Source organism: Clostridium cellulovorans 743B (assembly GCF_000145275.1).
In the GTDB taxonomy this organism is placed as follows: Bacteria; Bacillota; Clostridia; order Clostridiales; family Clostridiaceae; genus Clostridium_K; species Clostridium_K cellulovorans.
In genome coordinates, this window is record NC_014393.1 from 3,641,388 (window position 1) to 3,654,815 (window position 13,428).

Below are 13,428 nucleotides of genomic sequence, written 5' to 3' on the forward strand. Positions count from 1 at the left end.
TTTTAATTTCAAAATTTACTTGCCATATTTTCTCCATAAATTCTCCACAAATTCTCCTTAAAATTATATTACACTTGATTACGATAAATGTCAATTGATTTGAGAAGTTTTATTGACATTAATTCTCCTTTTAAATAAATAAAAAAACTCGATACTTATATCGAGTTTTTTATGATTAATTATTTTTTATTTATTTGAAGTTCATAACTTTCTAATTCAATCAAAATATCAGTTGTAAATTTTTCAATAGCTAATTGTGTTTCTTCACTGTATAACTCTGTTAGATACTTACTTTTATTCTTTTCAATAATATCTTTAATCTTAATATCCGTATCCTTTTGTAGCTGTATCTCAAGTAACGCAAATTTTAAAATGTGCTTAATACACACTCCCAAAGTAACACTACGAAGTTTCAATGTTTGAGATAATATATCCTTAAGCTCATCTAATTTTTCTTCAACATCAAAAGTTACTTGAAGTTTTGGACGTAAAGAACCTTCAGAAATATCATATTTATTAATCTTGATTTTTTTTTCATTAACAAACTTCCAATCTATCTGCTCCCAATTATCATTTGCATCAGAAACCACTTTAATAAGGACATCACTTTTTGAAAAATTTATATCCATTGTTTTTTGATAATAATTCTTTAATTCTTCAAACATTTCAGCAGTTTCTATAGAAATTCTTACTTGCAAATCCATAATTACACCTACTTTCAAATATGTCTAGGTTAATAATATCAAACTTATTTAATAACGTCAAATAAAAGGAGAAACTTTTTCTCCCTTCATTATCACCTTTTTTCATATTTATACCTCTAAAATAGAAAGTACAAAATTAATTATTTAATCTCATTTTTACCCTTGATTTCTTATGGGGGATTTACAGGTGGGAACAAATTTAAAACAAGCCCATCTTATAGATTATTAACTAAAATAAACACTATAGAACAGGCTTTTTTACTTAAATCAGTATTCTATTTGACAGTTACAATAATTTCCTTATATATCCTTTCATTATTCTAATTCTTTACAATAACGAAATTATTAATGTCTCCTAAAACTTTATTATCTTTCATAATCTTTATTCCTAAATCTTCAATGGCTCTGAAATTTTTATTTTCTCTACGGATTTGTAATACTCTGTTATCACTACATCCTCAACTTTTCTTTTTATACTTCGTAAATTATTATGTGTAATTATTTTATCTAATTCATTTTCTATAGAGGTAAACTCTATCTGTATATTTTCATTTTGATAGATTTTTCCTATTAGTTTTTCTGCCACTTCTATAGCAAATTTTTTCTTTTCTTCTGCAGGCAAATCAACAAAGCAATAAACCATATCAAATCTTGACTTTAAAGGATCTGGGACATTATCAATATATCTTTTTCGTGACATATTAGAAGTAAATATGATAATATATCCATCCATGCTATGTTCAACCCCATGCCTATCAGTAAATTTACCATCTTCTAAAAGTTCATAGAAGAAATGAAATACACTTGGAGTTGCTTTCTCAAATTCATCAATTAAGATTATTTTAGAATTTGAAATTTTCATTTTGTTGATAAGTTCTCCTCCATCTTCACTCCCAATATAGCCTAGAGGTGAACCAATCAAGCTATTTAATACACCTTCGTTAGAGTAATTACCAAAGTTAATTTTTATTAAACTTTCAGATGGATACATTATATCTGAAAGCATTTTAGCAAATTCGGTTTTTCCTATTCCAGATTCTCCAGTTAAGAAAATAGAAAATATTTTACGTTCTCCTATTTTATTTAAGAACATATATTTTTCTAAATTAAATTTGAAGTCTTTTTTAAAATCATCATGCCCCTTTAACCTATAATTAATTATATTGAATATTTCTTTAAGATTATGCTTGTTAGTAGTCTCTTGTATAGATTTATGGACTATTTCTTCCTTGTTAAAAAAATCATTATCTATTTTAAACGTAAATGGTAAATAACTCTTTATGTCATCTGACTTTTCATCACAAATTAAAAATTTAATATCATTCTTATAAATAAAAATTTGTCTAAGTATAATTTCAAAAGTTAATATTAAATCTTTTCTCAATTTAAATAAATCAATCACTTGAGTAATATCTATGTATTGTATTTCATTACAATCAAAAAATGATTTTATACTTTCCATATTAAATTTAAAACTCAAGTCCTCTACTCCATTAAAAAGACATCCAATAGATATAATCTTATATTCTACAGTGATATTATCCAACATTGTGTTACTATACATAAATAAAGGCATAGATTCACTATACTTATTGCTCATTTCTATAATATCTTCATTTCTTTTTACATTATCATCTAATTTTACGACATATTTATCATTTATGGAATCAAATATATATGGAAATTTATCAAGAAAAGAATCTTTTTGCAAGTTGTTAACTAAAAATTTAGCATTTTTAAATTCATCTGTAAGTTTATATATGTATCCTTCTATAAATAACTTATAATAGCCATGTTCAAACGCTAACGTTGTAAGATCAATTATATATTCATCAAAATTTTCATCATCAATATTCTCTATATTTGCAAACATATTAAGAATATAACTTATACTAATAATACGACTATGATTAAAATCTTTTTTTAAATCTTCTATCTTTTCACTACTATAAACATATAATATTTTCTCCATGCTACTGAGACTCCTCTATATTTAATTCTTGAATAATTGCTATTATATCAATTAGATGGTATTTTTCATTCAACTTATTGTGTTTAAATTCAAATGGCAATAACTGTTGACTTCCTTGTACAATACTACTTTTCATAACATCATCATTTTGTGTACTTGTAGAATTATTATAGGAATCAGACATCACTTCAAGAAATTTGGATGATACGCTTTCTCTCTTTGAAAAATCAATTTCACCTCTATAAATTCCAATTAAACTAAGCGTTCCAAGTTGTAAATCATTATGTTGATACCCGTTTTCAAAATTTTCATTAGATTTATATGATAATTGAAATATATACTTAGTATTTGACTCGCTATCTCTCAACTTTTCCTCAAACACATAATCTATTGTAAAATCATCTAACATTTTCTCCATCATTTTATTCATATTTATTTCTATGGCATCATCACCTTGATTTTTTATTTTACTATCTTGCAGAACATTTAACATCATAACTGTATCATCAACATTTCTTCTCTGCAAAGCAACTTCCTTAAACATAGTTAGTTGTCCAGTTTTAAGATTTCTATTTTGTTCATTATTATCTTGCTTTACTTTATCATATATTTTTCTAAGCATTATAGATTTCGTTGTCTTAACATCAAAATTTTCATATACTCTTTTTTTGGAGTTTTCTTGTTTTTGGATAGAAGCATCTGATGTTGCTAGACTTGACTTTATACCATATGAATATGATGATTTTAGTAGTTCTTCTGATATTTGTTCTTTTTCTACTTTTTGCATTACTTTATTATCAATTAACATTGCTATTTCATGTACTTTTGATGTATTGACATATAATAAATTGAATAATTCTGATGTATTTTTATTTTCTTCATTATCCTTATTCTCTATTTTATAGTTAGCTGATATAATTCTACTGATTAAAAAAGCTATAATTAATACTGTCAAAATGAAGTTATCATTTTTAGCATAAAAAGTTCTTATAACTGAGTTCGTCTTTGATATGTAAATAACAATTAACGTAGCTAATGATACTATTAAACTCATATTAATAGATAAATTATACTTAAAAACTGACCCTAACTTTGGAACAATAAAACATAATATCAATGGAATCCACATAAAATACTCATCAAATCTAAAATGTTTCATAATAAAATATATGTTTATATTCAAAAAAAGAAAAATACAGACATATCCGATAAACTCTATAGTATTTTTAACCAACAATAACCTTTTATTAAACAAAAAACTCAAAATAATTCTTCACCCTTCCTAAATATATATAATAATTGCTAAATTCATAATATCATAACTGCTAATTTCTAGAAAGTATCTACTCAACATAATATATACTATATTAGTAAACCAATATTTCTAAGTCTTTTGGTAGGTGGGAATTTTGGTGGGAAACAATATTAAAATAAGCCTATTTTACAAGTTATTAATCACAATAAACACTGTAAAATAGGCTTTCTCATCTTTAATTATTTATATATTTTATTCCCACTCAATAGTCGCAGGCGGTTTTGAAGTTATATCGTAAACAATTCTGTTTACGCCCTTAACTTCATTAACAATCCTTCTAGAAACCTTATCAAGAACCTCATAAGGTATTCTAGCAAATTCTGAAGTCATAGCATCAGAGCTTGTTACTGCTCTTAACGCTACAGTATGGCAATAAGTTCTTTCATCACCCATAACACCAACAGATCTTATATTAGGTAGGCAAGCGAAATATTGCCATATGCTGCCTTCAAGATCAGCTAAAGCAATTTCTTCTCTGAAGATTGCATCAGCTTCTCTTGTTATGTGAAGTTTTTCTTCTGTTATTTCTCCAAGAACTCTTATAGCAAGACCTGGTCCTGGAAATGGCTGTCTCCACACTAGGTGATGTGGAATTCCAACTTCTTCTCCAACAGCTCTAACTTCATCCTTGAATAATTCTCTTAATGGCTCGATTAATTCAAATTCCATATCTTCTGGAAGTCCACCAACATTATGGTGTGATTTGATAGTAGCAGAAGTTGCTGTTCCGCTTTCTACTATATCTGGGTAGATTGTTCCTTGAACAAGGAAATCAATTTCTCCAAGCTTATTTGCTTCTTCTTCAAAGACTCTTATAAATTCTTCACCGATGATTTTTCTCTTAGCTTCTGGATCTGAAACTCCAGCTAGCTTTCCTAAAAATCTTTCTTGAGCATTTACTCTGATAAGGTTCATGTCAAACTGACCTCTGAAGATTTGTTCAACTTGATCACCTTCATCTTTTCTAAGTAAACCATGGTCTACGAAAACACATGTTAAGTTTTTGCCTATAGCTTTGTGTACAAGTACCGCTGCAACAGATGAATCTACTCCACCAGATAAAGCACAAAGAACTTTCTTATCTCCTACTATTTCTTTTATCTTTTTAATTTCTTCTTCTGCGAAGGAAGACATTGACCAATCTGCCTTTAAATCACAGATTTCAAATAAGAAGTTTGAAAGCATTTTCTTTCCGAATGGAGTATGTTCAACTTCTGGGTGGAATTGAACTCCATAGAAATTCTTCTCTACATTTTGCATAGCAGCAACAGGACATTGATCTGTTGTTGCAATTATTTCAAAGCCTTGTGGAACTTCTGATACATAATCTGTATGGCTCATCCAACAGATTTCTTTTTCATCTATCCCTTTAAATAACTTACTTGTATTCACTAAGTTGATTTCTGTTTTTCCATATTCACGAGTTATTGCACTTTCAACTTTTCCACCATGTAGATGACAAGTTAATTGATGTCCGTAACATATTCCTAGAACAGGAATTCCAAGTTCAAATACGCCTTTGTCTACCTTTGGTGTATCATCACCATAAACGCTATTTGGTCCACCAGTGAATATTATCGCTTTTGGATTTTTAGCTTTTATTTCATCAAGAGATTTATTGTAAGGTATTATTTCACAATAAACATTGTTTTCTCTAACTCTTCTTGCAATTAGCTGATTGTATTGGCCACCAAAATCTATTACAAGTACTAATTCTCTTCCCATCAATGCTCTCCTTTGGGGAAAGTTCTTTTGTTTAAACTCTTCCCACCTTTTAATTTACTCATATAATTTCTAAACAAATCTTTTATAAAATAATTATAATGCCTACCCCTATTAGTCGAAATAGAAATTTATTAAAGTTGTTTATGCATTTACACTATAGTTTGGTGCTTCTTTTGTTATTGAAATATCATGAGGATGACTTTCTTTTAATCCTGCAGAAGTTTGAACTACAAAAGTAGCTGTTTCGTATATTGTTTGTAAGTCTTTTGAACCTAGATATCCAAAACCTGATTTCATTCCACCTACTAATTGATAAATAGTATCTACTACACTACCCTTAAATGGAACTCTTCCTTCAACACCCTCTGGAACAAACTTTTTATTATCTTCTTGGAAATATCTATCCTTACTTCCGTTCGCCATAGCACTTAACGAACCCATACCTCTATAAACCTTATAGCTTCTTCCTTGATAAATTTCGATTTCTCCTGGTGATTCTTCACAACCAGCAAACATTGACCCAAGCATACATACTTTTGCACCAGCTGCTAAAGCTTTTACCATATCTCCAGAGTATTTTAATCCACCGTCAGCTATAACTGGTATTCCATATTTATTAGCTTCTTCAACACAATCCATAACAGCTGTTAATTGTGGAACTCCAACACCTGCAACTACTCTTGTAGTACAGATTGAACCAGGTCCTATACCAACTTTTACGCAATCTGCACCAGCTTCAATTAAATCCTTTGTAGCTTCTGCTGTTGCTATATTTCCTGCGATTACTTGAAGTTCTGGATATTTTGCTTTTATAGTTCTTACAGCATCTAAAACTCCCTTTGAATGTCCGTGAGCTGTATCTACTGTTATTACGTCAACACTTACAGCTACAAGAGCATCAACTCTTTCCATCATGTCTCCTGTAACACCTACAGCAGCACCACAAAGTAATCTTCCTTGTGAATCCTTTGCTGCATTAGGGAATATTCTTACCTTTTCGATGTCTTTAATAGTTATAAGGCCTTTTAAAACGTTATTTTCATCTACTAAAGGTAATTTTTCAATTTTATTCTTCATAAGAATTTTCTTTGCTTCTTCAATGCTTGTTCCTTCTAAAGCTGTGATAAGATTTTCTCTTGTCATTACATCTCCAACTTTTTGTGATAAATCATCAACAAAAAGCATATCTCTGTTTGTAACGATTCCTACTAATTTTCTATCTTGGTCAACTATAGGAACTCCTGATATTCTGTATTTAGCCATTAATTGGTCTGCTTCTTTTAGAGTATTATCTGCATGAAGATAGAAGGGATTTGTTATAACGCCATTTTCTTGTCTCTTTACTCTGTCAACTTCACTTGCCTGTTGTTCTATAGACATGTTTTTATGAATAATTCCTATTCCGCCTTCTCTTGCTATTGCCATGGCCATTTTACTTTCTGTAACAGTATCCATACCAGCACTGATTACAGGTATTTTTAACTTAATTGTTTTAGTTAAATTCGTTTCTAAGCTTACCTCTCTTGGTAAAATCTCAGATTTGTTTGGTACTAAAAGTACATCATCAAAAGTATAAGCGGTTTTAAGAATTCTTGCCATTATTTTGCCTCCCATATAAAAATATTTCTTTAAAATAGATCTTAAATTTAAATAATAAACCAAAATGTTAGGGATATTTTTAAACATCAAAATTCACAGTTTTCAAAGTATCCACTTCAATGAGTGTATTTTTAAAATTATCCACATTTTTTTAATTTCACAATTTCCTATAGAAAAATAAAATCCTATGGATATATTTGTGTAGATATTCTGTAAATTAAGTACATCAAAACTTTTGTCATTCTAGCTAATTATTTTTTATAAAATCTTTGCAATAAAAAAAAGCTACTACATCGATTATCTACAAGTGAAATCAATATAATAACTATATTATTATAATTATATATTCTCTTTCACTCATAGTCAAAAATTTACGGTTTTTGGTAGAAACTTCCCGCCATATTCGGGGTATATATGAGCTTTTTCGTTAAATTATTATTGATATTATATACTCTGTACCTTTTCTTGTCAATGAATGAACTGTGAAAATTCTACAAGTTCTTTGGAATACACCAAAATATACTTATTAGTAATTACTACATATTCTTAAATTTATTCCTATTGTACAACATTAAATTCTATAATCATGCACTATAAAATATATATTTTCATCTGTATAATTGAATTCATATTTTTAAGAAGTTTTTACTTGTACATTACCACTAGAAATAATAATAGTATATACAGTTGGAGCACTAACTCCTGCACCGGTTACCTCTGTATACTCTCCATCTCCATTTGTGTCCTCGATTGGATTTTTAAATTGAGGCTTCTTTACATCCTTTAATTCTTTAGCCAATAAAGCTTCCGTATTAGTCGAAAGTGTATTATTAGTATCAGTCAAAGTTGGACCACTTGGTAAATAAGTAAAGGTATCTCCATCATTAATACTTCCTTCAACCACTTCTGAAATCATCATTCTTTTTATGGTTTCACAGCTTTGTGCATCTGCTTTACGCTTTGAATTATCTCTTACTGAAACAAAATTTGGTATGGCTATACTTGCTATAATAGCCATAACAGCTAATACGATAATAAGTTCAATAAGCGTAAATCCTTTTCTTTCCTTGCCTGTTTTTCCTTGCATTATATATACTCCTCCTATTATTTTTCTATACCATATGTCTCAATAAAGCTTCTTTATAAGGTTTACTGATATTTAAATAACCATATACCCTTCTAATGTAACCTCAACACTAAAAGATCTATATCTAATTTATTAAATTTAGTTCTACTTACATTACTGTTTTTAAGTAAAAATCAATAATATGCGTTCCGTACAAACAGGATATAATTGAGCCCATTGCCAGATAAGGACCAAAGGCTATCTCATCTTTTAATCCTCTCCTATTGCTAATTACTAATATTATAGAGATAACTGAACCGATAACCAAAGAAAAGAAGATTGTTAGCAACATTAGTTTCCATCCTACAAAAATTCCAATCAATGCAGAAATCTCTATATCTCCAGCTCCCATAGCCTTAGTTACTGCAACTATAGTTCCAATGGTTACAATACCCAAAAGTAATCCAAGTAAATAATCTATTATGCATATCTTATTAAAAGCCTGCAAATAAATATCTAAAATTAATCCTATCCCCATTCCACTATAAGTATTTTTAGAGTAAACATATTTAGTATCGTAATCAATTAACGCTATTACAATTAGGAATTCTATCATTATAATGAACTTTATAGACACAAGATTAAGACCATATCTCCAATATATTAATCCGAATAAGCATCCATTTAACAACTCAATTAAGGGATATCTAATAGAAATTTTCTCACCACAAGTTCTGCATCTTCCTTTCAAGACCAAATAGCTTAATATTGGTATAAGATCAAAGACTTTTATCTTTTCTGAACAACTTCTACAACTTGAAGCTGGATAAACTATAGATTCACCTAATGGAATTCTACATACGCATACGTTCAAAAAACTTCCTATTATAAAACCTAAAACTATTAAAACTATCATATATACTCCCTATTTACTAATTTTACATACATTAATATCATTGACTAATTACCACATAAATAAACCATTCCACAACTTTGTTTGCAATTTATTTCCTTATGGAATTCTTAGCATTTGAAAAGTATAAATATTCTCCAATAGTTTTAATACTGATATTCATATATAGATTATACTGCTGATATTCTTACTAAATGTATAAACAGTTTTAAAACTTATATCAATTAAAGAATAAAAAAACAAGGCTATTTCTAGCCTTGCTTTCATATTTATTTTTAGTACATTCCATCCATTCCCATTCCACCCATTGGAGGTGCTGGAGTTTTTTCTGGAATATCCGCTACTATACCTTCTGTTGTTAAGAAAGATGATGCTACAGATGCTGCATTTTGAAGAGCTGATCTTGTAACCTTAGTTGGATCTACAATTCCACTCTTGATCATATCTACATATTGTTCACGCAATGCATCATAACCAAATCCAGTTTCTTTATTCTTAATGTTTTCTATAATTACTGAACCTTCAAGACCTGCATTTGCAGCAATTTGTCTTACTGGTTCTTCTAAAGATCTTCTTATTATATTTATACCAAGTTGAACTTCATTGTTTTCATCTTTTAAAGTTTCAACAACCTTCATTGCATTTATATAAGCTGTACCACCACCAGGTACTATACCTTCTTCTACAGCTGCTTTTGTAGCTGCAAGAGCATCTTCTATTCTTAGCTTTCTTTCCTTAAGTTCAGTTTCTGTTGCAGCTCCAACCTTAATTACAGCTACACCACCAGATAATTTAGCTAATCTTTCTTGAAGTTTTTCTCTATCAAAATCTGAAGTAGTCTCTTCGATTTGAGCTTTTATTTGGTGAATTCTTTCATCTATGTTTGCTTTTGTACCTTTTCCATTAACTATTGTAGTGTATTCTTTAGTGATTTTAACACTTTCTGCACTACCAAGCATTGAAATTTCAGCATCTTTTAATTCTATGCCTAATTCTTCAGATATTACTTGACCACCGGTTAAGATAGCTATATCTTGAAGCATCTCTTTTCTTCTATCACCAAAGCCTGGAGCTTTTACTCCAACACAAGTGAAAGTTCCTCTTAGTTTATTAACAACTAGAGTAGCTAAAGCTTCACTTTCAATATCTTCAGCAACGATAAGAAGTTTCTTTCCTTGTTGAACAATTTGTTCTAGTATAGGAAGAATTTCTTGAATACTTCCTATTTTCTTGTCTGTAATTAAAATATATGGATTCTCAAGTAATGCTTCCATTTTCTCTGAATCTGTAACCATATATGGACTTAAATAGCCTCTATCAAATTGCATTCCTTCAACTACATCTAATTCAGTTCCCATAGATTTTGATTCTTCTATAGTTATAACACCTTCGTTACCTACTTTATCCATAGCGTCAGCAATTAATTGTCCGACTTCTTCATCAGCTGCAGATATAGACGCAACTCTAGTGATATCTTCTTTTCCGTTTATTGGTTTAGAAATCTTTTGAAGTTCTTCTACAGTAGCATTAACAGCTTTTCTGATTCCTTGTCTTATTAACATAGGATTTGCCCCTGCTGTTACGTTTTTAAGCCCTTCTCTGATTATAGCTTGAGCTAAAAGCGTTGCTGTAGTTGTACCATCTCCTGCTACATCATTAGTCTTTGTAGCAACTTCCTTTACTAGTTGAGCTCCCATATTTTCATATGGATCTTCTAACTCTATTTCTCTTGCTATTGAAACTCCATCATTAGTTATTAATGGTGATCCAAATTTTTTATCTAATACTACATTTCTTCCTTTTGGTCCAAGTGTAACCTTAACCGTATCAGCTAAGATATCTACCCCTCTTTGCATAGCTCTTCTAGCTTCTTCGCCTAATAAAATTTGCTTTGCCATTTATTATTCCTCCTGATCTAACATGTTTTTTATCAACTTACTTTAACATTGTTTCTAACAATTTATTTTTCAACTACTGCTAATATCTCTCTTTGTGATAGAATAATGAATTCTTCACCTTCAAACTTTATTTCATTTCCAGAGTATTTTGAGAACAATACTTTGTCTCCCACTTTTAATTCCATTTTAACTTCGTGTCCGTCAATTACGCCTCCTGGACCAGCTGCTATAACTTCAGCCATCTGAGGTTTTTCCTTCGCTGAAGCCGTTAGTATAATTCCGCCTTTTGTAGTTTCTTCTGCTTCAACTCTCTTGATTACTACTCTGTCGCCTAATGGTCTAAGTTTCATTATAAAACCCCTCCTAAATTTATTATGTATTTTGTTGTTAGCACTCATCTTGATAGAGTGCTAATATTTATACTTTTATAATACTTAATATTCTAATTATTATCAAGATTAATTTCATAAAAAATGTATTTAAATTTGTAAATTATCTGAAAATACTTTAATTTATAAGATATTTACTTGGAATATCTCTATTTTTCTTAAAATTTCGTCTATAATATATTATAGACACTATAAATATAACCATTTATAATTTTTTTAATCATGTACACCATTTATTAATGCTTTAACTCATTTATGATATTTTATCTACTATTACTTCTATGCACAATAAAACCAAATTAATTCAAACATAATAAAAATATAAAGTTTATTAAGAAAAAATTTATATTAATAAGCTTAAACTCTTAAATCAAAGGAGCTGCTAAATGACAAATAAAATATTAGATACAATAATGACTATATCCCTAACCATAGTAATAATAATCTTATCCTCTTTAGCTATACTAAATACAAAATATATTTATTACTATGATATTGTACAATATGATATTGTAAACTCAACAACGCTTTCGATAGATGAAATTAAAGAAAATTATAATTACACCATAAATTTTATAAATAACAATAGTATAAAGGAATTCGATCCCCCTTCCTTAGATTCATCACCATCAGGAAGTCAACACTTTGCCGATGTGCGAAATGTATTTAACTATTGTAAATACACTACAGCTATTTTGATAGCTGTAACTATCACCTTGGCTGTTATGAGGCGACCAAGAAAGCTTAATTTTCTTAAGTATTCTGCTTATAGTATTATAGGCTTTAGTATACTTTTAGTAACTACCTTTATACTGTCTTTTGATAAAATTTTTGTGGTTTTTCACAAATTAGCTTTTAATAATGATAATTGGATATTAGATCCCGTAACTGACCCCATAATTGAAATCCTTCCACAGGAATTTTTTATGGATTGTGCCATTGGTATTTTAGCATTATCCTTAACTTTCTCATTGATAACACTAACAATTCTTAGATTAACGAAAAACAAAAGCTAGCACTATAAATTTTTGAAAAAAGTTAGTTTTATGCATTCTACATAACCAAATTAATTTAACCCTCTATATCAGCATGTATTACACTGATAACTAGAGGGTTGTATATTTTTTATGGGGTACTTTCCTAAAAAATTTCGTTAAAATACTTTCTCACCATTACCTGTTAACATTTTTTATTAGGTCATTACTCTTCCTTTAACTTTATGATATCTTCATTAAATTGATTTCCACATCTTTGTAATTCTCCTAATACCCTATTAATACCAACTTCAGTTTTATACCAACTATTTTTTGATATAAGAATTTCACCTTCATAATAGGGAATAGGCTGAATATAGAACTTCACTTCTGGAAATGCCAACTGATAACACATAAGCACTCTTCTAGCATGGAATGATTTACAACAGAGAATAGCTTTTTTAATTTCCAACTTGCTATCATCAGCTACCTTTCTTGAAAAAGTTGCGTTTTCCTTTGTCCAAGAAGATTTGTCTTCCCATAAAATTGAGTTTTCTGCAACGCCATTTGTAATCAGTACATCCACCAGAAATTCACAATCACTTTTGTAATCCTTATTATACAAATCTTTCTTAGATTTTACTCCAGCAAACTTTCCACTTTTGATACTTACGCCACCTGAAGGCATTATAAGAGACGATAACCCTTGTTTCCATAATTCAGCGGCATATTCACCTAGTTCAGGATGAGACCCTCCTGGAATAAAAATAATATCTGATCTCTCTATTTTGTCTTCTAAAAATATAAAATCAGAAATATCATCTATAAATTTCATTTTAATTTCCTTCATAAAACATAAACCATCCCTTTTTA

The 13,428-nt window shown here is 29.2% G+C and carries 11 protein-coding genes and 1 riboswitch; of the genes, 1 reads left to right on the forward strand and 10 read right to left on the reverse strand.

Annotated elements, in window-relative coordinates:
* Positions 1-179 precede the first annotated feature (179 nt).
* The 9 genes from CLOCEL_RS14820 to groES all read right to left on the reverse strand — a co-directional run bounded on the left by CLOCEL_RS14820 (position 180) and on the right by groES (position 11,542).
* Positions 180-704, reverse strand: coding sequence for a hypothetical protein (locus CLOCEL_RS14820; protein WP_010075747.1), 525 nt, complete (start codon positions 702-704; stop codon positions 180-182).
* Positions 705-1,092: 388 nt separating this feature from the next.
* On the reverse strand, positions 1,093-2,676 hold the full coding sequence (locus CLOCEL_RS14825; RefSeq protein ID WP_010075748.1) for an AAA family ATPase: 1,584 nt from the start codon (positions 2,674-2,676) through the stop codon (positions 1,093-1,095).
* 1 nt (position 2,677) lies between these two features.
* Complete coding sequence (locus CLOCEL_RS14830; protein WP_242655167.1) at positions 2,678-3,730, reverse strand: hypothetical protein; 1,053 nt, start codon at positions 3,728-3,730, stop codon at positions 2,678-2,680.
* A 453-nt stretch (positions 3,731-4,183) separates the two neighbouring features.
* Positions 4,184-5,716 (reverse strand): glutamine-hydrolyzing GMP synthase, encoded by a 1,533-nt coding sequence (gene guaA / locus CLOCEL_RS14835; protein ID WP_010075750.1) that lies wholly within the window; start codon positions 5,714-5,716, stop codon positions 4,184-4,186.
* A 141-nt stretch (positions 5,717-5,857) separates the two neighbouring features.
* Positions 5,858-7,315: an IMP dehydrogenase gene (gene guaB, locus CLOCEL_RS14840; RefSeq protein ID WP_010075751.1), complete on the reverse strand. Its 1,458-nt coding sequence runs from the start codon at positions 7,313-7,315 to the stop codon at positions 5,858-5,860.
* 340 nt (positions 7,316-7,655) lie between these two features.
* Positions 7,656-7,753: riboswitch (purine riboswitch) on the reverse strand.
* Positions 7,754-7,949: 196 nt separating this feature from the next.
* A complete protein-coding gene (locus CLOCEL_RS14845) occupies positions 7,950-8,402 on the reverse strand; it encodes a type IV pilin protein (protein WP_010075752.1) in 453 nt (150 codons plus the stop codon).
* A 148-nt stretch (positions 8,403-8,550) separates the two neighbouring features.
* A complete protein-coding gene (locus CLOCEL_RS14850) occupies positions 8,551-9,297 on the reverse strand; it encodes a prepilin peptidase (RefSeq protein ID WP_010075753.1) in 747 nt (248 codons plus the stop codon).
* 272 nt (positions 9,298-9,569) lie between these two features.
* Positions 9,570-11,192, reverse strand: coding sequence for a chaperonin GroEL (gene groL, locus CLOCEL_RS14855; protein ID WP_010075754.1), 1,623 nt, complete (start codon positions 11,190-11,192; stop codon positions 9,570-9,572).
* A 62-nt stretch (positions 11,193-11,254) separates the two neighbouring features.
* Complete coding sequence (groES, locus tag CLOCEL_RS14860) at positions 11,255-11,542, reverse strand: co-chaperone GroES (protein ID WP_010075755.1); 288 nt, start codon at positions 11,540-11,542, stop codon at positions 11,255-11,257.
* 425 nt (positions 11,543-11,967) lie between these two features.
* Between groES and CLOCEL_RS14865 the strand changes: the two genes are divergently transcribed.
* Entirely contained in the window at positions 11,968-12,597 is a 630-nt protein-coding gene (locus CLOCEL_RS14865; RefSeq protein ID WP_010075756.1) for a TIGR01906 family membrane protein, read from the forward strand.
* Positions 12,598-12,781: 184 nt separating this feature from the next.
* Here CLOCEL_RS14865 and CLOCEL_RS14870 read toward each other — a convergent pair whose 3' ends face one another.
* On the reverse strand, positions 12,782-13,405 hold the full coding sequence (locus tag CLOCEL_RS14870; RefSeq protein ID WP_010075757.1) for an ElyC/SanA/YdcF family protein: 624 nt from the start codon (positions 13,403-13,405) through the stop codon (positions 12,782-12,784).
* Positions 13,406-13,428 lie beyond the last annotated feature (23 nt).